The sequence below is a fragment of the uncultured Nocardioides sp. genome, assembly GCF_947488025.1.
In the GTDB taxonomy this organism is placed as follows: Bacteria; Actinomycetota; Actinomycetes; order Propionibacteriales; family Nocardioidaceae; genus Nocardioides.
The window spans coordinates 598367-618265 of sequence record NZ_CANKYS010000002.1 but is presented as its reverse complement, the minus strand read 5'-3'; the positions used below and the strand labels follow the sequence as shown (position 1 = coordinate 618265).

Genomic DNA, 19899 nt, shown 5'->3' with positions numbered 1-19899 from the left:
GTTGGAGCGGCACTTGTGCCTGGCATGGCTACTGCTGACCTCTGGTTCGACCCGCTCTGCCCGTTCGCCTGGATCACCTCGCGCTGGATCCGCGAGGTCGAGCAGGTCCGCGACATCGACGTGCAGTGGCACGTGATGTCTCTGGCCTACCTCAACAAGGACAAGGACATCCCCGCCGACTACCGCGAGATGCTCCAGGGCACCGAGAAGCCGGTGCGCGTCGCGATCAAGATCGCCGAGCTCTACGACAACGCGACCCTCGGCGACTGGTACACCGCTATCGGCACACGCCGCCACAACAACGGCGAGGAGCTGTCGGAGGAGACGATCGCCGCTTCGCTGGCCGACGTGGGCCTGCCCGCCGACCTGATCGAGGCGTGGGACGACGCGTCCCTCGACGACGCCGTGGCGAAGAGCCACCACGAAGGCATGGACCCCGTCGGAGACGACGTCGGCACGCCGACCATCCACATCAACGGCTCGGCGTTCTTCGGGCCGGTGCTGTCGAAGATCCCGCGCGGCGAGGAGGCCGGTGAGCTCTGGGACGGTGCGGTCGCCGTCGCGAAGTTCCCCTACTTCTACGAGCTGAAGCGCTCACGCACGGGAGACCTCGACTTCAGCTGAGCCCGGGGTCGGCCGTGCGCACCGCACGGTCGGCCAGCTCCGCTCCCGCCGCGTCGTACAGCCCGACGACGGCCGCGCGCTCCACCAGCTCGTCGATCTCCTCGTCGTAGCGCGTCACCGCCGTGACCGATCCGGCGAAGCCGCTGCGCTGCAGCTGCTCCAGTGACGCGAGGTTGCTGCCGTGGAAGGGCATCGCCAGGACGACGAGCCGTACGGTGCCCTCGTCCCTGACGCGTGCCCAGAACAGGGGGTCGGTGGCGTCCCCCTCGACGACGTGAAGACCTTCGGCGCGCAGGTCGTCCACCCGCGTTGCGTCGGAGTCGACACCGGTGACGCGCAGGCCGTACGCGTCGACGAGCCGCCGGCTCGCTGCTCGGCCGAGGCGCCCCATGCCGAGCACGAGCGCGTCGGCGTGCCGGAGGTCGACGGGTCGTTCCTCGGGATGGAGCCGGACGGGATCCGGCACCCGTCCGGACACCTCGGACGACACGCGGTCGACGGCGGCGCTCGCCACGGTCGTGACGACGAAGCTGATGGCGACCGCGGTCGAGATCACGACCAGCCAGTCGGGCTCGAGGTTGGCCGCGCCGACGCCCGCCACGACGACGATGAGCGCGAACTCGGAGAGGCTGGCGAGGGAGAGGGCCGAGCGGGTCGCGGTGCGCATCCGGAAGCCGGAGGCGCGCAGCAGCACCGCGTACAGGACCGTCTTGAGGGGGACCAGCGCCACCAGCGCCAGGGCGAGCACGATGCTGGAGGGGTCGGGGGCGCCGTGCAGGCCGACGGACAGGAAGAACGCGACGAGGAGAAGCTCCTTGACCGAGAAGATGGACTTGGCCAGCTCCTCGGCGCGCGGGGACGAGGCCAGCAGTAACCCGATCGCCAGGGCGCCCACGTCGCCCTCGAGGCCGGCCGCATCGAAGAGGGCGTAGCCGGGGACCACCGCGAGCGTCACCCCGACGAGGGCAAGCAGCTCGCCGTGCTCGAGCCGGGTCAGCAGCCGCCGCGCCGGCCACGAGGCAGGCACGAGGAGGAGCAGGGCGGGCGCCCACCAGTGCGGTGCCTCGCCGCCGACGGCTGCCATGAGGACGACCGCGACGAGGTCCTGCACCACCAGGATCCCGATCGTGGTGCGCCCGTGGAGCGAGCGTGTGGCGTTCTGCTCCTCCAGCAGCTTCACTGCGACCACCGTGCTGGAGAACGACAGGGCCACGGCCACGAGGACCAGGTCGGTGCGCTCCGCCCCCGCGAGCAGGCCGACGCCGACGGCGCCTGCGGCCGCCAGCACGGTCAGCGCCAGCACGGTGCTCAGGAGGGCGTGCACCAGGCTGACACCCAGCACCTCGCGTCGGCCGAGCACCCGGACGTCCAGCTTGAGGCCGATGGCGAACAGCAGCAGCATCACGCCGACGTCCGCCACCGCATCCAGAGCGGGCGTGCCGTCGACACCCATGGCGGCCAGGGCGAAGCCCGCCGCCAGGAAGCCGACCATCGGCGGCAGCCGCACCGCGTGGGCCAGCAGGCCGCCGCCGACGGCCAGGGACAGCATGAGCACCAGGTCGATCGACACGTCACCTCCCACCGTCGGGTCGGCGCCACCCTAGGCCGTCGGCCGACCCGGGTCGTACCGGCTCGAAACCGGGTCGCGACCGGTCACTAGGCTTGCGCCCATGACTCGTGTCCTGTCTGCCGTCGCCTGGCCGTACACCAACGGCCCGCGCCACATCGGCCACGTCGCCGGTTTCGGCGTGCCCTCCGACGTGTTCAGCCGGTTCATGCGGATGGCGGGGCACGACGTCCTGATGGTCAGCGGCACCGACGAGCACGGCACGCCGATCCTGGTGCTGGCCGACAACGAGGGCGTGCCCGCCCGCGAGCTGGTCGACAAGTACAACCAGGTGATCGTCGACGACCTGTGCGGCCTCGGCCTCTCCTACGACCTCTTCACCCGCACCACCACCGGCAACCACTACGCGGTGGTGCAGGAGATGTTCGAGACCTGCCGCCGCAACGGCTACATGGTCGAGCAGACGACGAAGACGGCGATCAGTCCCTCCACGGGCCGCACCCTCCCCGACCGCTACATCGAGGGGACGTGCCCCATCTGCAAGTACGCCGCAGCGCGCGGTGACCAGTGCGACAACTGCGGCAACCAGCTCGACCCGACCGACCTGATCGACCCGCGTTCGAAGATCAACGGGGAGACGCCGGAGTTCAAGGACACGCAGCACTGGTTCCTCGACCTGCCGGCGCTCGCGGGCGCCCTGGGGGAGTGGCTCGACCAGCGCGAGGCGACCGGCCTGTGGCGCCCCAACGTCATCAAGTTCAGCCAGAACATCCTCAAGGAGATCCGGCCGCGGGCGATGACCCGCGACATCGACTGGGGCATCCCGGTCCCGGGCTGGGAGGACCAGCCGACCAAGCGGCTCTACGTCTGGTTCGACGCGGTCATCGGCTACCTCTCCGCCTCGATCGAGTGGTCCCGCCGTCTGGGTCAGCCCGAGAAGTGGCGCGAGTGGTGGAACGACCCGGATGCCCTGACCTACTACTTCATGGGCAAGGACAACATCGTCTTCCACTCCCAGATCTGGCCGGCCGAGCTGCTCGCCTACAACGGCGAGGGCGACCGGGGCGGCGAGCCCGGTGCCTACGGCACGCTCAACCTGCCGACCGAGGTGGTCTCCAGCGAGTTCCTCACCTTCGGCGACACCCAGTTCTCCACCAGCCGCGGCAACGTCATCTACGTCGGTGACTTCCTCGCCCGCTACGGCCCCGACCCGCTGCGCTACTACATCTGTGCCGCCGGGCCCGAGACGTCCGACGCCGCCTTCACCTGGGCCGACTTCGTCACCCGCAACAACTCCGAGCTCGTCGCGGGCTGGGGCAACCTGGTCAACCGCACCGCGACGATGATCGCCAAGAACTTCGGCGAGATCCCGGCGGCCGGACCCCTGGAGGACGTCGACGAGCAGGTGCTCGCGACCGTGCGTGACGGCTTCGCGACCGTCGGCGGCCTGGTGGAGAAGCACCGCCTGCGGGCCGCGATCGCCGAGGCGATGCGGGTGGTGGGCGAGGTCAACAAGTACCTCACCGTCACCGAGCCCTACAAGATGAAGGACGACTCGCAGCGTGAGCGTCTCGGCACCGTCCTGCACGTCGCGGCCCAGTGCGTGAGCGACTGCAACACGCTCCTCTCACCGTTCCTGCCGCACTCGGCCAACAAGGTGCACGCGGTGCTCGGCGGCGAAGGCGAGCTCATGCCGATGCCGCGGATCGAGCAGGTCGAGGAGCTCGAGCCCGGCAACGGCGCCGGCCACACCTCGTACGCGGTCATCACCGGCGACTACACCTCGACGCCGTCCTGGGAGTCGCGACCGGTCGTCGTCGGGGCCAAGGTCGACAAGCCGACGCCCGTCTTCACCAAGCTCGACCCGTCGGTCGTCGAGGAGGAGCTCTCGCGATGAGTGCCGAGACGGCTGCCGAGATGTACCTGCCGCACTTCGTGGTGAAGCAGAAGCTCACCTTGATGGTCAACCGCTACGAGGTCTCGGAGTCCGACGAGTCCGGCACCCCGACCCGGCTGATGGCGCTCGCCGAGCAGAAGCGGATGGCGTTCAAGGAGCAGGTCACCTTCTTCGCCGACGCCGGCAAGCAGCGTGCGGTCTTCGGCTTCAAGGCCCGCAAGAAGCTCGACCTCAACGCCGGCTACGACATCACCGACGAGTCCGGCGCGCAGATCGGCTACTTCAAGAAGGACTTCGGCGCCTCGCTGATGCGCTCCACCTTCCACGTCGAGGGCCCGGGCTTCACCGGCACCGGGCGCGAGCGCAACCAGGTGGCCGGGCTGCTGCGCCGTTTCACCGAGCTCGACTTCATCCCGATCCACTTCGACTTCGTCGACCCGACGGGCAGCCCGCTCTTCTCCGTCGAGCGCAAGATGTCCCTCGGCGACCGCTACCGCGTCACCGTGCCCGACCAGCGTGTGGACTTCCGGGTGGCAGCCGCCGTGGCCGTCGCCCTCGACGCGCTGATGGCGCGCTGACCCACCCACCTGACCCGACCCGTCTCGTCCCGCACCCCCAGGAGGTCGTCATGCAGGTCGCAGTCCTCGGCACCGGGATGGTGGGTCGCACGATCGCCCCGCGACTGGCGGAGCTCGGGCACGGCGTACGCCTCGGCACCCGCGACCCCTCGGCCACCCGCGCCCGCGACGGGTGGACCGACCTGCCGGGCGTCCCGCTCATGACGTTCGCCGAGGCCACCGCCGGGGCTGACCTCGTCGTGCACGCCGGCAACGGCGCCGCTGCGCTCGACCTGCTCACGCATGCCGGCGACCTGGCCGGAGCCGTCCTCCTCGACGTCTCCAACCCGCTCGACTTCTCCGCCGGTTTCCCACCGACCCTCGTGGTGAAGGACACCGACTCCCTGGCCGAGCAGCTGCAGCGGGCGTTCCCCGACACCCGCGTGGTCAAGTCGCTCAACACGCTGACGGCCGAGCTGATGGTCCACCCCGACCGCCTGCCCGAGCCGACCAGCGTGTTCGTCAGCGGGGACGACGACGACGCGAAGCGGCTCGTCACCGGCCTGCTCAACGAGCTCGGCCACCGCGACGTGATCGACCTCGGCGGGATCGAGACCGCGCGGGGGACGGAGATGTGGCTGCCGCTGTGGCTGCGGCTGATGGGCGCCCTCGGGACCGCGGACTTCAACCTCAAGATCGTGCGTCCGTCGTGATGTACCCCGAGGTCCGCGCGGCCGTCGAGGCCGACGCCGGCGTCGACCTCGGCGCGCCCGGCTTCGACCTCGCCGCCCACCGCGAGGACGTACGACGCGTCAACCTCCGCCAGCCGCGGGAGGACGTCGCCTCCGTCGAGGACGTCGATGCCGACGGGGTCCGCTGCCGGCTCTACGTGCCGGCCGACCCGCTCCCGGGGCTGGTCGTCCACGCCCACGGTGGTGGGTTCGTGCTCAACGACATCGACGTCCACGACGGCATCTCCCGGCGCATGGCCAACCGCGGCCGCCGGGCGGTGCTGAGCGTCGACTACCGCCAGCCGCCCGAGCACCCGTTCCCCGCTGCGCCCGACGACCTCGACACCGTCGTCGGCTGGCTGCGCCGTGAGGGCCCGCCCGGGCCGTACGCCGCCCACGGCGACTCGGCGGGCGCCAACCTCGCCGTCGTCGCCGCCCTGCGCAACCCGGGCTTCTTCGCCGCGGTCGCGCTGATATATCCCTTCCTCGACCCGCGCACCGCCTTCCCGTCCTGGGAGCTGGGGGCCGCGTCGGGCTTCGACCCTGCGGAGGCGACCTGGTACTGGGAGCAGTACGCCCGCACCGAGGCCGACTACGACGACCCCGACCTCGCCCCGCTGCTCTCCGCGCGCCTGCACACCCTGCCGCCGACCTTCGTCGCCACGGCGGAGGCCGACCCGCTCCGAGACGAGGGGGAGGAGCTCGCCCGGCGGATCGCGGAGGCGGGCGTCGAGGTCGTCGGCATCCGCTGCCTCGGCCAGACCCACGGCTTCTGGCGGCACGCGACCTTCACCGCCTCCGAGCCGCTGGTACGCCAGGTCGCTGGCTGGCTCGACCAGCACCTCACGACTGCCTGAGCCTGTCGCCTCCGGCGATCATGGCTGCGGTCCGATGGACGATCAGGAGGTCTCGAACCGCTTGCGGTACGACGTGGGCGTCGTGGAGAAGGCGGACGCGAAGTTCTGCCTGAAGGTGACCGTGCTGGCGAAACCGCACTCGCGAGCGACGCGCTCGATCGACCAGTCGGTGTTCTCCAGGAGTCCGCGCGCCCGGTCGAGCCGGCGGGCAAGGACCCACCGCGCAGGCGTGGCGCCGGTGACCTCGAGGAAGCGTCGGTTGAAGTTGCGGCGGCTCATTCCGGCACGCCCGGCAAGTGCCTCGACACCGAGGTCCGCGTCGAGGTTGGCCAACGCCCAGTCCAGCGTCGGACCGAGCTGGCCGCCCTTCTCCGGGCCGGGGATCGGACGCTCGACGTACTGCGCCTGCCCTCCCTCGCGGTGGGGAGCGACCACGAGGTGGCGTGCGACGGTCGTCGCCGCGGCAGACCCCAGCTCGGCGCGCACCACGTGCAGGCACGCGTCGATGGCCGAGGCCGTTCCGGCCGAGGTGAGCACGTCGCCGTGGTCGAGGTAGAGCGAGGACGCGTCGACGGTGGTCGACGCCCGGCGGTCCTCCAACGAGGAGGCGGCGGCCCAGTGGGTGACGACCGTATGCTCGCCCACCACGCCGCTGTCGACGACAGGGAACGCGCCGAGGCACAGGCCGACCACACGTGCCCCGCGCTGGTGTGCCCGTGCCACCAGCCGGGACAGCTCGTCGGAGGTCGGGCGGAAGTCGGTGTGCCACGACGGGAACACCACCAGGTCCGCCTCCTCGAGGACGTCGGGACCGTTGACGTCGTCGACCCGCAGGCCCTCCACGGTCCGGACGCCGTGGCCGTCCTCGGTCCACACCTGCACCCTCCAGCCGTCGGCGAGGCCCTGCCGGGTGACCTCGCCGAAGACGAGCAGCGGCACGGAGAGGTGGAACATCGTGATGCCGTCGAAGGCGTGCACGGCGATGCGCATGCTGTCCTGATCTCATCGAAAGGCGTCTTCTGTGCCACTCACGCTACCCCCGGCTCGCCGGCGAGGCTGGGAGGACAGGCGCCGACGAGCGGCGCCGACCCGAGCACCAGGAGGCAGACCCGCCATGACCACCCCCCGCCGCGCCCTCATCGTCGTCGACGTCCAGCAGGAGTACGTCGACGGCATCCTTCAGGTCCAGCACCCGGACCGTGAGGCCTCGCTGACCAACGTCACGCGCGTCATGGACCTCGCGGCGGCTCGGGACCTGCCTGTCGTCGTCGTCCAGCACCAGCTGCCCGAGGGTGCCCCCGTGTTCGCCGAGGGCTCGCCCAGCTGGGAGCTGCACCCCGACATCGCCAGCCGCGTCCAGCCCGGGCACAAGCGCGTCACCAAGGACAAGTCCAGCGTGTTCGCCGGCACCGACGTCGCCGCCTGGCTCGCCGCGCAGGGAGTGGACACGATCACGATCGTCGGCTTCATGACCAACAACTGCGACATCGCCACGGCCGCCGCGGCCGAGGAGCTCGGGCTGGCGGCTGAGGTCCTGTCCGACGCCACCGGTGCCATCCACCTCGCCAACGAGGCCGGCAAGGTGTCGGCCGAGCAGCTGCACGACACGCTGCTCGTGCTGCTCCAGTCCAACTTCGCCGCCGTCGCCACCACCGACGCCTGGATCGACGCCGTCGAGAGCGGTCAGGCCCTGGTGAAGTCCGACCTCGGCACCTCCGCCATGCAGGGTCGCGCCGCCTTCGCCGGCTGACGAACGGCTTCGCACTCGGGCAGGATGTCCGCCATGCCGTGTCACGCACCTCATGAGTGTCGGTGCCACGGGTGAGCGCTGAGGTCCTGACCGGCGCGACGGCGCGTCGACGGCCGGTCTTCGTGCAGCTGGTCGTCTTTGCGAGCGTGGGCGCTGCCTTCAACGTGCTCTACGGACTGCTCTACCTCGTCCTCCGCGAGCACCTCAGCGCGCAGCCCGCGAACGCTCTCGCGCTCATCCTGTCGACGATCGCTGGAACGTTCGGGCATCGCTACGTCACCTTCGGGGTCCGTGGCACGGACCGGACTGTGCAGCACCAGGCGCTCGGGCTCGCGCTCCTGGGCTTCAGCCTGGCCGTGACGGCAGGCTCCTTGTGGCTGCTCGACACCCTTGTCGCCCAGCCGTCGCGCCCGCAGGAGGTGGTCGTCCTCATCGCCGCGAACCTGGGCACCGGGTTGGTGCGGTTCTTCGTATTTCGTGTGGCGATGATCGGCCGACCGGACTACGAGGCCAGGGTGTAGTTGCTGGCGAGCCGGAGCTCGTAGGGCGAGTAGCCGACGGAACCCGCGGGGCCTCCCGGGAGTGGTGGTGAGGTGGAGCGGGTGATGCGGAGGTGCTCGGTGACGCCGTGGACCTGGTGGAGGTGGGCGTCTCCCGGGTCGGCGACCCAGGAGGTCCACCCAGGGGACTCCTTGACGTAGTTGCAGCGCTCGCAGAGGCCCTGGCCGTTGTGCGCGGCGGTCGGGCCGTCGTCGGCAGCGGGGGTGACGTGGTCGTGGTGGCGGATGGCGGCGCTGCAGCCGGGGGTGCGGCACGTGCCGCCGTCGCGGAGATCGAGGAACTCGGCAAGCAGGCCGTCGAAGCGGCGGCTCGTCGACTCCATCGCGACCAGCGCCCGATCGGCGGGCGCGACGAAGAGCCGCCGGAGGGTGGCCTTCGCGACGTTGCTGGCGCGGCGGACCAGGTCGATGCACAGGGCGGCAGGGAGGTGTCCGGCTCCCGTGACCTGACCGGGCTCGGTGCCGTCGCCGAACAGTGACTCGACTCCGATGACGAGGTTGACGCGGACCGCGACGGCCTCGGTCACGCTCTGGTCGCCGGTGATCCGCGCGGCGAGGGTGTCGGCGCGGACCTGGCCGGCGGTGCGGTCGTCGCCCTCGGCTCGCGCGGTCGCGGCTGCGTTGTCGAGGGCTGCGCGGACCGCGGCCAGGACCTCGAGGGGGAGGGTGGCGACGAGCTGGCCGGTGCCGTCGTCGAGACGGCGCGAGGTGACCCGCCGGTCGGCGCGTGCCCGCCGGCAACGCCGGGTCTCGGACTCGGCGGCGTGGGTGAGGCAGGACCGACGCACGGCGTCGCGGAGACGGATGTCGCCGAGACCGGCCAGTCGTGGTGCCAGGTCGTCGTCGACGCGCAGGCGCTGCTCGGGGGCGAGGTGGGCGACTTCGCGCGCGACAGTGAACGCCCGGTCCTCGGTGAGCTCGCCCCGACGCAGCGCTGCCAGCGTCAGCGGGAGGTGGTCACGCAGGCGGCGGGACAGCAGCACCCGCTGCTCGCCGGCGTAGGGACTGGCCAGGGTGGCGAGCGCCACCTCGGCGCCGACCGACATCGCGCGCGGGGGCGTACGCCGGCCGCCGACCGGTACGTCCTCGCTGTCGGCGGCATCGGCGAAGGTGGCCGCCACGATCGCCTCGGCGGCCGCGGCTGCGGACTTGATCAGCTCGAGGCCTTCGAGCTGGTCGAGCAGGTCAGGGCCCAGCGTGGCGGGCGCCAGGTCGGCAAGGAGGTCAGCCAGCGCGTGCAGGTCGTCTGCCTGCCACACCTGCTCCTCTGCTCCACCTGACATCGAACCCTCCGAGCGATCGAACGTGTGTTCGAGTATCCCGCGGTAGGAGTCAGAGGTCAACAGCGGGAGCGTGATCGTGGATGCGCCGGGCACCTGGACGACGCCCGCGCCTCGGGTGTGTCCACAGCCCACGGTCATCCGCCTCGATCCTCACGGGCCGGCTCTGCCAAACTCCTCCCCATGCGCGTTCACCTGGGCTCCGACCACGCCGGCCTCGAGCTGAAGGACCACCTGATGACCTGGCTGGTGGACCACGGCTACGAGGCCGTCGACCACGGTCCGTTCGTCTACGACGCCCTCGACGACTACCCCTGCTTCTGCCTCCGGGCGGCCGAGGGGGTCGCGGCCGACCGCGCCGAGGGCCTCGACAGCCTGGGTGTCGTGATCGGTGGCTCCGGCAACGGCGAGCAGATCGCGGCCAACAAGGTCGAGGGCATCCGGTGCGCCCTGGCCTGGTCGGAGGAGACGGCGACGCTGGCCCGCGAGCACAACGACGCCAACGTCGTCTCGGTCGGCGGCCGAATGCACCCGGTGGACGACATGACCCGGTTCGTCGAGGTCTTCCTGACCACGCCCTTCTCCGAGGACGAGCGCCACGTGCGCCGCATCGGCCAGCTCACCACCTACGACGAGTCGGGCGAGCTGCCTCCGCTGCCGGAGTCTGCCCTGCGCGGTCCCGGCTCCGAGGCGTCCCCCGACGACGCGGATGCCTGAGGGACACACCCTTCGCAAGCTGGCCGACGACCTCAGCGCCGCCTTCGCGGGCCGGAGGGTCCGGGTGTCGTCGCCGCAGGGCCGCTTCGCCGCCGACGCCGAGCAGCTCGACGGGTCGCGCGTGGTCGGTGCCGACTCCGCCGGGAAGCACCTGTTCCTCGAGCTCGAGGGGGAGCGCTTCGTCCACGTCCACCTCGGCCTGATCGGTCAATTCGACGTGCACGCGAGCGCCGCCGCGGTGCCCGCTCCGGTGGGGGCGGTGCGGTTGCGCCTGGTCACGCTGGACGGCCCGGACGACGCGCGTCCGACGGCGTACGCCGACCTGCGCGGCGCGATCGTCTGCGACCTCGTCGGCGCCGGGCGGCGCGCCGAGATCCTGGGCCGGCTCGGTCCCGACCCGCTGCGCCCCGACGCCGACCCCGACCGGGCCTGGCGCCGCATCTCGGCGAGCCCGCGGGCGATCGGCGACCTGCTGATGGACCAGAAGGTGCTGGCGGGGGTCGGCAACGTCTACCGCGCCGAGGTGCTCTTCCGGCACCGCATCCACCCGCTGCGCCCCGGCAACACCCTGCGCAGCGGTCAGTGGCGGGCGATGTGGGCCGACCTCGTCGAGCTCATGACCGAGGGCGTGCGCACCGGCCGGATCGACACGGTGCGTCCCGAGCACACGCCCGAGGCGATGGGACGCCGGCCTCGCAAGGACGACCACGGGGGCGAGGTCTACGTCTACCGTCGTACGTCGCAGCCGTGCCTGGTGTGCGGCTCGACCGTGCGCACCGGCGAGCTCGTCGGACGCAACACGTTCTGGTGTCCCCGATGCCAACCGAAGTTCCGCTCCCGGGCCGTACGATCTGCCACCAAGGAGACCGGGAGAGCAGGAGGGGCTCGGGGATGAGTTCTCCATCGCTCAACGCCGCCGCCAACCGGCTCGTCCCGCGCGGCTCGCGGACCCTCGTCCTGCTCGTCTCGGCGACGGTGCTCATCGGCCTCGCCATCTGGTTGCTGGACCCGAGCGTGCCGCTCGTCAGCCTGCTCGTCCCGCTGGTCCTCTCGAGCCTGGTGCTCGGTCCCCGGCAGCTGCCGTGGTTCGTGGTGTTCGTGCTGCTCGTGCTGGCGCTGGTCGTGCCGACCCAGGAGGAGATCGACCTCCGGGTCGCGCTCACCGTGGCCATCATCTTCGGCCTCGGGTTCGTGGTGCTGCTGTCGTCGTTCCGCCGGACGCGCCTCGGCGTGGCGGGCATCCAGGGCGAGATGATGTTCGTCGACCTGCGCGACCGGATCCTGCGCCAGGGAGGCATCCCCGACCTGCCCGCGGAGTGGTACGCCGCCAGCGAGCTGAGGTCGGCCGGCGGCACCCCGTTCGCCGGTGACTTCGTCGTCGCCTCGCGGGTCGAGGGCCGCCTCGAGGTGGCCGTCGTCGACGTCTCCGGCAAGGGTCAGGGCGCCGGCACCCGCGCCCTGCTGCTGTGCGGCGCCCTGGGCGGGCTGCTGAGCGCCCTGCCGCCCAGTGAGTTCCTCGACGGCGCCAACCGGTTCCTGCTCCAGCAGGACTGGGACGAGGGGTTCGCCACCGCGATCCACCTCTCGCTCGACCTGACGACCGGCCACTACGACATCCGCAGCGCCGGCCACCCCCCAGCGGCCCTGCGCCACGCCGGGTCCGGGCGCTGGGAGGTGCTGGACTCGGAGGGGCCGATCCTGGGCCTCATCGACGGGGCGAGCTTCCCCGCGGTCTCGGGGGAGATGCGCCGCGGTGACGCCCTGCTGCTCTACACCGACGGCATGGTCGAGACCCGCAACCGTGACATCGCGCTCGGCATCGACCGGATGCTCGGCCAGGCCGAGCGGCTGCTGCGGGGCGAGTTCGAGGGCGGCGCCACGCGCCTCGTCGAGGCGCTCGGGTCGCGCAACGACGACCGCGCGCTGCTCCTGGTGCACCGGCGCTGAGTCGGGTTGGAGTCGGGTTGGAGCCGGGTTGGAGCGCGCGTTCGCGGGTGTGGCACCATGACACCCGCACCGGCGGGACCACGTCGTCGGCATGCACGCGGATGTAGCTCAATGGTAGAGCCCCAGTCTTCCAAACTGGCTACGCGGGTTCGATTCCCGTCATCCGCTCCAAGCAGGCTGTGACGTCTCCGTCCGGAGCTCGTCGGGCCCGTTTGGCGGGGCGTAGCGTAGTGGCTAGCGCGCCTGCTTTGGGAGCAGGAGACCGCAGGTTCGAGTCCTGTCGCCCCGACCCACCAGCCGACTCCAACCCCACCCGTCACGCGGTGGAGGGGTCCTCCGGGCGTGATTCGGCCTGTGCGCGCGCCGTCGATAGACTGGCGAGGTTTGCGGCCGCCGGGCTCCCTGTCCGGGCGCTGCCGCACTTTCCCCGTGTGGTCCACCCACAGACCTTCAGCATCAGGAGACATTTGTGAAGAGCGCCGTCGAGACCTTGAGCCCCACCCGGGCCAAGCTGACCGTCGAGGTGCCCTTCGAGGAGCTCAAGCCGAGCCTCGACGCGGCGTACCAGAAGATCGCGAAGCAGATCAACGTCCCGGGCTTCCGCCGGGGCAAGGTCCCGCCGGCGGTCATCGACCGCCAGGTCGGCCGCGGCCCGGTCCTCGACGAGGCGATCAACGCCGTCGTCCCGCAGCAGTACATGGCCGCCCTGCAGGAGCACGACCTCGAGCCGCTGGCCCAGCCGGAGATCGAGGTGACGAAGTTCGAGGACAACGAGTCCCTCGAGTTCACTGCCGAGGTCGACGTCAAGCCCGACTTCGAGCTGCCCTCCTACGACGGCCTCGAGGCCAGCGTCGACGACGTCGAGATCAGCGACGCCGACGTCGACGAGCAGGTCGAGGCCCTGCGTGAGCGCTTCGGCACCCTCGTCCCGGTCGAGCGCGCGGCCGCCGACGGCGACTTCGTCACCATCGACCTGGTCGCTGCCAAGGGCGGAGAGACCGTCGAGGGCGGCGAGGTCACCGGCATGTCCTACAAGGTCGGCCGCGGCGGCATGATCGACGGCCTCGACGAGGCCCTCGTCGGCCTCTCCGCCGGTGACGACGCGACGTTCGACTCCGAGCTCGCCGGCGGCGACCTGGTCGGCGAGCCCGTCCAGGTGACCGTCAAGGTCACGGCCGTGCAGGAGCAGCAGCTGCCGGAGTACGACGACGAGTTCGCGCAGCTCGCCTCCGAGTTCGACACCGCCGAGGAGCTCACCGCCGACGTGCGCGAGCGCCTGGGTCGCGGCAAGCGCCTCGAGCAGGCCGCCGCCGCCCGTGACGCGGTCCTCGAGGCCCTGCTGGAGAAGGTCTCCATCCCGCTCCCCGAGGTGATGGTCACCGACGAGCTCAACGCCCGTCGCCAGAACGTCGAGCAGCAGCTCGGCTTCGCCGGCATCACCATGGAGAAGTACCTCGAGGACGAGGGCCAGACCCAGGACGAGTTCGAGGCCGACCTCGAGCGTCGGGTCCGCGACGCCGTAGCCGCCCAGTTCATCCTCGACAAGATCGCCAAGAAGGAGGAGTTCGGCATCGACCAGGCCGAGCTCTCCGAGCACCTCGTGCGCCGCGCCCAGCAGTCCGGGCAGGACCCGCAGGAGTTCGCGAACCACATGTTCGAGCACAACCACATCCCCGAGCTGGTGCAGGAGATCCTGCGCGGCAAGGCGCTGGCCACGATCGTCGAGGCGGCGACCGTCAAGGACGCCTCGGGCAACGTGGTCGAGCTCAAGAACCTCCGCCCCGACGGCACCATCGGCGCGGAGCCCGTCGCGGAGAGCACCGAGACGAGCACCGAGACGAGCACGGACGAGAGCGCCGACGAGTCCGACGAGGCCTGACCGGCTCCGCTCCTCGACCGGCGTCCACCCTCCCGGGGTGGGCGCCGGTCGTCGTCTACCCGGGCTCGGTGCTGGCCAGGACGTCGAGGGAGTAGCGGGCGATCGCGGCGCGCTGCCGCGACCAGTGGTCCAGCGCGGCCTCGTCGGGGTCGTCGAGCCGCTCGAGCGGCAGGCTCGGCAGGCCGTTGAACAGCACCAGGCTGACTGCGTGGCCACGTCGCACCTCCGCCAGCGAGACGTCGAGGCCCTCGTCGGCGAGCCCGGCGGCGTACGACGCCACGCACGCGGCGGCACGCTCGGGCAGGTCGTCGGCATCCTGCCGTCCGATCTGGATGTCACCGACCAGCAGCTGGGCCAGGTCGAAGCCGACCGGCTGGGGTCGCCAGAAGCCGAAGTCGATCAGCGTGAATCCCACATCGTCCGCGCGGCGCAGCAGGTTGTTGGGGCAGGCGTCGCCGTGGGAGGCGAGGTGGCGGGAGGAGGCGAACTCCTGCGCGAGCACGTCGAGGTGGCGTGCTGCCGCCAGGAGTCCGTCGCGGACGTCGCCGAAGTGCGCGGCGACGGCGGGGTGGCGCCACGTGGCGTCGTCGTGCAGGCCGGGGAGCACGGTGTAGGCCAGTCGGCCGGCGACGAAGCTCTCGACGTGCCAGGGCTGCGGGTCGATCGCGGCGAGGTCCGCGACCGCGCGGCTGGCGGAGAGCCGTCCCAGCAGGCGCGCAGCGCGGACGCTGTCGTCGGAGTCCCAGGCCACGTCGTCGGCGGCGACGGCCTCCATCCAGATCGTCGCGGTCTCGTCGGGACGCTCCTCGACCCGCAGCCCGCGCGGCATCGTCAGCCCCTCGGGGAGCCGCTCGCACAGGTCGGAGGCGTAGACCAGCGGTTCGGCGCGCCACGGGAGCGAGGCGGCCGCCCACTCGCCGATCTCGGGAGGTACGCCGGCGAAGGCGGGGGAGTGGCGCCAGCTGTGCACCCGCTTGACGAACAGCGTGAACTCCCGAGCAGCGGCGCCCGAGTCCTCACCGGTGTCGGCGTGGCCGCGCACCCACGTGCGTGCGCCGGTGAGGATCGAGGGGACGTCGTAGGCGACGGGCTCGGCCGTGGAGTCGCGCAGCCGCACCGTCGGCACGCCCCACAGGTCGGCGACCATCGCCTCGAGCTCGGCGTCGGTGACGTCGTCGGCGCCGAGCACCTCACGCCGGTCCACCCCGGAGGAAGGCGTGAAAGTTGCTTTCATGGTCATAGAAGGTAAGTTGCTTTCATGACTGGCGTCAAGAGGCTTCCTGCGGCCCGTCCGCACCTGCCCATGCTGATGGGGATGGTCTTCGGGCGGCTGCGCGAGCGGCTGGCCGCCGAGGCGCCCGAGCTGCGGCCCTCCCAGCTGCGCGTGCTGGAGTGGCTGCCGCAGGAGGGGATGACGATCAGCGAGCTGGCCGAGTGCGCCGAGATGACCACCCAGGGGTGCGGCCAGTTCGTCCGCCAGCTCGAGGCGCTCGGCATGGTGGACGTGGCCGTCGCCGACCACGACGCCCGCGCCCGCGTCGTACGCATCACCGACGCCGGCCGTGACGCCCTCGCTCGCTCGGCCGCCGTGCTGAGGGCGTGCGACGAGGCGTGGGCCGCGCAGGTGGGCCCCGAGCGGTGGCGGGTCTTCCGCGAGGTGCTGGAGGAGGTCGCGCTCGGGTGAGCGTGCGGCGCTGAATCCGCTGTGGGCGAACAGGGTGGGTCAGCGCGTGGAAGTGTCCGTCCTTCCGGCTAGTGTCGCCAGCGTGAACCAGAACTCCAGCCCAGCCCTCTCGCCCGAGATGAACGGCGCCGGTGGGATGTATGGCCTCGACGACCACATCTACCAGCGCCTCCTCCGTGAGCGCATCGTCTTCCTCGGCTCGGAGGTGCGCGACCAGAACGCCAACGCGATCTGCGCGCAGCTCCTCCTGCTCTCCGCGGAGGACCCGGAGGCCGACATCTTCCTCCACATCAACAGCCCCGGCGGCTCGGTCGACGCCGGCATGGCGATCTACGACACGATGAACTACATCCCCAACGACGTGGCGACCGTGGGCATGGGCCTGGCGGCCTCGATGGGCCAGTTCCTGCTCTGCGCCGGCACCAAGGGCAAGCGCTACGCCCTGCCCCACGCCCGGATCATGATGCACCAGCCCTCCTCGGGCATGGGTGGCTCGGCCTCCGACATCAAGATCCAGGCCCAGCAGTCGCTGCACATCAAGAAGGTGCTGCTCGACCTCATCGCCGAGCACACCGGCCAGAGCGTCGAGCAGGTCGTGGCCGACGCCGACCGTGACCGGTGGTTCACCGCCGACCAGGCCGTCGACTACGGCCTCGTCGACCAGGTCATCACCAGTGCCCGCGAAGCCGCCGACGAGGGCCGCCCGGCCCGGACCAAGGACTGAACCCCATGAACTACTACATCCCGCAGTGGGAAGAGCGCACCTCCTACGGCTTCCGCCGGATCGACCCCTACGCCAAGCTGTTCGAGGAGCGCATCATCTACCTCGGCACGCCGATCAGCGACGACGTGGCCAACGCGGTCATCGCCCAGCTGATGTGCCTGGAGACGATGAACCCCGACACCGACATCAGCATCTACATCAACAGCCCCGGTGGCTCGTTCACGGCGCTGACGGCGATCTACGACACGATGAAGTTCATCAAGCCCGACGTGCAGACCGTGTGCCTGGGCCAGGCGGCCTCGGCGGCGGCGATCCTGCTGGGTGCCGGAGCCAAGGGCAAGCGGATGGCGCTCCCCAACAGCCGCATCCTGATCCACCAGCCCTACACCGAGGGCACGTTCGGCCAGACCTCGGACATCGAGATCCAGGCCAACGAGATCCTCCGCATGCGCGAGCTGCTGGAGAAGATGATCGCCGAGTCCAGCGGCAAGGACATCGAGCAGGTCAGCCGCGACATCGAGCGCGACAAGATCCTGACCGCCGAGCAGGCCGTGGAGTACGGCCTGATCGACGCGGTCATCGAGTCCCGCAAGGGTGCCCCGGCCCTCGCCTGAGGGTGGGCCGAGGCTGAGCAGAGACTCGAAATGATGGTCGGCGACATCTCGTGTCCGGCCCCCGTCCGGGGCCGGCGCGGGGTACCGTCGTACGGCCCGTTGGTAAGCAGCGCTGTGCAAGGTGTGGAGTGCCGGAGCCCCCATCCGGCGAGACTGGAGGACACGACTCGTGGCACGTATCGGTGACGGAGGCGACCTGCTCAAGTGCAACTTCTGTGGCAAGAGCCAGAAGCAGGTCAAGAAGCTCATCGCGGGCCCCAACGTCTACATCTGCGACGAGTGCATCGAGCTCTGCAACGAGATCATCGAGGAGGAGCTCGCCGAGGGCGCCGAGGTGAGCCTCGAGGAGCTGCCGAAGCCTCGTGAGATCTTCGAGTTCCTCAACTCCTACGTGATCGGCCAGGAGCACGCCAAGAAGTCCCTCGCCGTCGCGGTCTACAACCACTACAAGCGGGTCCAGGCCGGGCTGCAGCCCGTCAGCGGCAAGGCCAAGGACGACGTCGTCGAGGTCGCCAAGTCCAACATCCTGGTGATCGGGCCGACCGGCTGCGGCAAGACCTATCTCGCGCAGACCCTCGCCCGGATGCTCAACGTCCCGTTCGCGATCGCCGACGCCACGGCGCTCACCGAGGCCGGCTACGTCGGCGAGGACGTGGAGAACATCCTCCTCAAGCTCATCCAGGCCGCCGACTACGACGTCAAGAAGGCCGAGACGGGCATCATCTACATCGACGAGATCGACAAGGTGGCCCGCAAGGCGGAGAACCCCTCGATCACGCGCGACGTGTCCGGCGAGGGCGTGCAGCAGGCGCTGCTCAAGATGCTGGAGGGCACCACCGCGTCGGTCCCTCCGCAGGGTGGTCGCAAGCACCCCCACCAGGAGTTCATCCAGATCGACACCACCAACATCCTCTTCATCGTGGGTGGCGCGTTCGCGGGCCTCGAGCAGATCATCGAGCAGCGCGTGGGCAAGAAGTCGCTGGGCTTCACCGCGGAGGTGCGTGGCGCCGCCGAGCGCGAGGCCGACGACCTGCTGGCGCAGGTCCGTCCCGAGGACCTCACCAAGTTCGGCCTGATCCCCGAGTTCATCGGTCGCCTGCCGCTGATCGCCAGCGTGAGCAAGCTCGACCGCGAGGCGCTCGTGCAGATCCTCACCGAGCCGCGCAACGCGCTCGTCAAGCAGTACCAGAAGCTCTTCGACCTCGACGGCGTCGAGCTCGAGTTCACCGACGAGGCGATCGACTCGATCGCCGACGCGGCCCTCGAGCGTGGCACCGGCGCCCGCGGCCTGCGGGCGATCATCGAGGAGGTCCTCCTCTACGTGATGTACGACGTCCCCTCGCGCGGCGACGTCGCCAAGGTGATCGTGACCCGCGAGGTCGTCGAGGACGACGTCGCTCCGACCCTCATCCTCCGCGAGGCCGAGGGCCGCAAGAAGAAGTCCGCCTGACCCCTGGCCCGACATGACCATGGCGGTCTAGTCATTTCGGGCTATTCCGGGCCATCGACGCGGGACACGCGTCATGGTCCGGAGAGACTGGCGTCTCGTCTGCATGTGGGAAGGGGACCCCGTGGGGGTTGACCAGAAGCGACCGCTCGTCGGCTTCGCGCTCGTCGCTGTGCTCTGTGCCGTCCTGATGTCGGTCTCGGTCGAGCGCGGGTTCGGCCTCAGCGACCTCGTCCACCCGGGCAAGCCCATCGCCGCGCCCGTCGAGCGGACCCCGGTCGACCCACCCGCCGAGGCCGCCGCTCCGCAGGCTCCCGTCGCCATCCCGGCCGAGCTGAGCGCCCAGCCGCTGGAAGCGGTCGTCGCTGCCGCCGCCGAGAAGACGTCCCGCGCCACGGGCTCGGAGACCTCCGACGCCGCCGGCGCCAGCAGCAGCTCTCCGAACGACTCCGACGCCGCCGGCTCCGACGACAGCTCCGAATCGGCGGACCGCGACGCGGAGCGGGAGGCCGAGAAGGCCCAGCGGGAGGCTGAGAAGGCCCAGCGGGAGGCTGTGAAGGCGGACCGCGACGCCGAGCGGGAGGCCGAGAAGGCGGACCGCGATGCCGAGCGGGAGGCCGAGAAGGCCCAGCGTGCGGCCCAGCGTGCCGCGGAGCGGGAGGCCGCGAAGGCTCAGCGTGCGGCGGAGCGGGAGGCCGAGAAGGCCCAGCGTGCGGCCCAGCGTGCCGCGGAGCGGGAGGCCGCGAAGGCTCAGCGTGCCGCGGAGCGGGAGGCTGCGAAGGCTCAGCGTGCGGCCGAGCGCGAGGCTGCGAAGGCCCAGCGTGCGGCCGAGCGCGAGGCTGCGAAGGCTCAGCGTGCCGCGGAGCGGGAGGCTGAGAAGGCTCAGCGTGCCGCGGAGCGGGAGGCCGAGAAGGCCCAGCGTGCGGCCGAGCGTGACGCTGCGAAGGCCCAGCGCGAGGCAGAGCGAGCAGCAGCCCAGGCCGCGCAGCAGGCGGCCCAGACCAACGGGAACGGCCACGGCAACGGCCACGGGAGGGGCTGACGACCCTCACGCAACGAACCCC

General features: G+C 70.9%; 20 protein-coding genes and 2 tRNA genes. 18 read left to right on the top strand and 4 right to left on the bottom strand.

All coding sequences use genetic code 11. The annotated features are described in order from the left end of the window. Positions 1 to 24: 24 nt before the first annotated feature. Positions 25 to 624, top strand: a complete 600-nt coding sequence (locus Q1B24_RS06345) for a DsbA family protein (protein WP_299924922.1) — start codon at positions 25 to 27, stop codon at positions 622 to 624. Here the strand turns inward: Q1B24_RS06345 and Q1B24_RS06340 are convergent. Continuing rightward, complete coding sequence (locus Q1B24_RS06340; RefSeq protein ID WP_299924919.1) at positions 617 to 2194, bottom strand: cation:proton antiporter; 1578 nt, start codon at positions 2192 to 2194, stop codon at positions 617 to 619. The genes Q1B24_RS06345 and Q1B24_RS06340 overlap by 8 nt on opposite strands. Before the next feature lie 100 nt (positions 2195 to 2294). Between Q1B24_RS06340 and metG the strand changes: the two genes are divergently transcribed. Genes metG through Q1B24_RS06320 form a run of 4 tightly spaced genes read left to right on the top strand, consistent with a single transcriptional unit; the run spans position 2295 to position 6233 of the window. Further along, a complete protein-coding gene (gene metG / locus Q1B24_RS06335; protein WP_299924916.1) occupies positions 2295 to 4088 on the top strand; it encodes a methionine--tRNA ligase in 1794 nt (597 codons plus the stop codon). Then, positions 4085 to 4666: a hypothetical protein gene (locus Q1B24_RS06330; protein ID WP_299924914.1), complete on the top strand. Its 582-nt coding sequence runs from the start codon at positions 4085 to 4087 to the stop codon at positions 4664 to 4666. The genes metG and Q1B24_RS06330 overlap by 4 nt, the downstream gene beginning before the upstream one ends. Positions 4667 to 4716: 50 nt before the next feature. Continuing rightward, positions 4717 to 5358: an NAD(P)-binding domain-containing protein gene (locus Q1B24_RS06325; RefSeq protein ID WP_299924911.1), complete on the top strand. Its 642-nt coding sequence runs from the start codon at positions 4717 to 4719 to the stop codon at positions 5356 to 5358. Next, the gene (locus Q1B24_RS06320) at positions 5358 to 6233 is read left to right on the top strand and encodes an alpha/beta hydrolase (RefSeq protein WP_299925127.1); all 876 of its coding nucleotides are present in this window, start codon (positions 5358 to 5360) and stop codon (positions 6231 to 6233) included. Before Q1B24_RS06325 ends, Q1B24_RS06320 begins: the two co-directional genes overlap by 1 nt. Before the next feature lie 42 nt (positions 6234 to 6275). On the opposite strand, the gene Q1B24_RS06315 is transcribed toward Q1B24_RS06320, so the two are convergent. After that, positions 6276 to 7223 carry a helix-turn-helix domain-containing protein gene (locus tag Q1B24_RS06315; protein WP_299924908.1) on the bottom strand — a complete coding sequence of 316 codons (948 nt, stop codon included), beginning with the start codon at positions 7221 to 7223 and terminating at the stop codon, positions 6276 to 6278. 124 nt (positions 7224 to 7347) lie between these two features. Between Q1B24_RS06315 and Q1B24_RS06310 the strand changes: the two genes are divergently transcribed. Next, the gene (locus Q1B24_RS06310; RefSeq protein ID WP_299924905.1) at positions 7348 to 7983 is read left to right on the top strand and encodes an isochorismatase family protein; all 636 of its coding nucleotides are present in this window, start codon (positions 7348 to 7350) and stop codon (positions 7981 to 7983) included. A 71-nt stretch (positions 7984 to 8054) separates the two neighbouring features. Continuing rightward, positions 8055 to 8504, top strand: coding sequence for a GtrA family protein (locus tag Q1B24_RS06305; RefSeq protein ID WP_299924902.1), 450 nt, complete (start codon positions 8055 to 8057; stop codon positions 8502 to 8504). Here the strand turns inward: Q1B24_RS06305 and Q1B24_RS06300 are convergent. Next, entirely contained in the window at positions 8486 to 9826 is a 1341-nt protein-coding gene (locus Q1B24_RS06300) for an HNH endonuclease signature motif containing protein (RefSeq protein WP_299924899.1), read from the bottom strand. The two genes, Q1B24_RS06305 and Q1B24_RS06300, sit on opposite strands and share 19 nt — an antisense overlap. A 180-nt stretch (positions 9827 to 10006) precedes the next feature. Here Q1B24_RS06300 and Q1B24_RS06295 point away from each other — a divergent pair, with 180 nt between their 5' ends. The 6 genes from Q1B24_RS06295 to tig all read left to right on the top strand — a co-directional run bounded on the left by Q1B24_RS06295 (position 10007) and on the right by tig (position 14366). Next, complete coding sequence (locus Q1B24_RS06295; protein ID WP_299924896.1) at positions 10007 to 10540, top strand: ribose-5-phosphate isomerase; 534 nt, start codon at positions 10007 to 10009, stop codon at positions 10538 to 10540. Next, positions 10533 to 11435: a DNA-formamidopyrimidine glycosylase family protein gene (locus tag Q1B24_RS06290; RefSeq protein WP_299924893.1), complete on the top strand. Its 903-nt coding sequence runs from the start codon at positions 10533 to 10535 to the stop codon at positions 11433 to 11435. The genes Q1B24_RS06295 and Q1B24_RS06290 overlap by 8 nt, the downstream gene beginning before the upstream one ends. Next, positions 11432 to 12487 (top strand): PP2C family protein-serine/threonine phosphatase, encoded by a 1056-nt coding sequence (locus tag Q1B24_RS06285; RefSeq protein ID WP_299924890.1) that lies wholly within the window; start codon positions 11432 to 11434, stop codon positions 12485 to 12487. The genes Q1B24_RS06290 and Q1B24_RS06285 overlap by 4 nt, the downstream gene beginning before the upstream one ends. Before the next feature lie 97 nt (positions 12488 to 12584). Beyond that, a tRNA-Gly gene (locus Q1B24_RS06280) sits at positions 12585 to 12658 on the top strand. A gap of 45 nt (positions 12659 to 12703) precedes the next feature. Beyond that, positions 12704 to 12776: transfer RNA gene (locus Q1B24_RS06275), tRNA-Pro, on the top strand. A 180-nt stretch (positions 12777 to 12956) separates the two neighbouring features. Continuing rightward, on the top strand, positions 12957 to 14366 hold the full coding sequence (gene tig, locus Q1B24_RS06270; RefSeq protein ID WP_299924887.1) for a trigger factor: 1410 nt from the start codon (positions 12957 to 12959) through the stop codon (positions 14364 to 14366). Between the two features lie 55 nt (positions 14367 to 14421). Here the strand turns inward: tig and Q1B24_RS06265 are convergent, their stop codons facing one another. Beyond that, the gene (locus Q1B24_RS06265) at positions 14422 to 15600 is read right to left on the bottom strand and encodes a phosphotransferase (protein ID WP_299924884.1); all 1179 of its coding nucleotides are present in this window, start codon (positions 15598 to 15600) and stop codon (positions 14422 to 14424) included. A 24-nt stretch (positions 15601 to 15624) separates the two neighbouring features. Here Q1B24_RS06265 and Q1B24_RS06260 point away from each other — a divergent pair, with 24 nt between their 5' ends. The 5 genes from Q1B24_RS06260 to Q1B24_RS06240 all read left to right on the top strand — a co-directional run bounded on the left by Q1B24_RS06260 (position 15625) and on the right by Q1B24_RS06240 (position 19877). Further along, positions 15625 to 16050: a MarR family winged helix-turn-helix transcriptional regulator gene (locus tag Q1B24_RS06260; RefSeq protein WP_299924881.1), complete on the top strand. Its 426-nt coding sequence runs from the start codon at positions 15625 to 15627 to the stop codon at positions 16048 to 16050. 136 nt (positions 16051 to 16186) lie between these two features. Then, the gene (locus Q1B24_RS06255) at positions 16187 to 16774 is read left to right on the top strand and encodes an ATP-dependent Clp protease proteolytic subunit (protein ID WP_299925124.1); all 588 of its coding nucleotides are present in this window, start codon (positions 16187 to 16189) and stop codon (positions 16772 to 16774) included. 5 nt (positions 16775 to 16779) lie between these two features. After that, the gene (locus tag Q1B24_RS06250; RefSeq protein WP_056908602.1) at positions 16780 to 17388 is read left to right on the top strand and encodes an ATP-dependent Clp protease proteolytic subunit; all 609 of its coding nucleotides are present in this window, start codon (positions 16780 to 16782) and stop codon (positions 17386 to 17388) included. A 169-nt stretch (positions 17389 to 17557) separates the two neighbouring features. Then, positions 17558 to 18838 carry an ATP-dependent Clp protease ATP-binding subunit ClpX gene (gene clpX / locus Q1B24_RS06245; protein WP_299924875.1) on the top strand — a complete coding sequence of 427 codons (1281 nt, stop codon included), beginning with the start codon at positions 17558 to 17560 and terminating at the stop codon, positions 18836 to 18838. A gap of 121 nt (positions 18839 to 18959) precedes the next feature. Next, on the top strand, positions 18960 to 19877 hold the full coding sequence (locus tag Q1B24_RS06240) for a hypothetical protein (protein ID WP_299924872.1): 918 nt from the start codon (positions 18960 to 18962) through the stop codon (positions 19875 to 19877). The last annotated feature ends 22 nt before the right edge of the window (positions 19878 to 19899 follow it).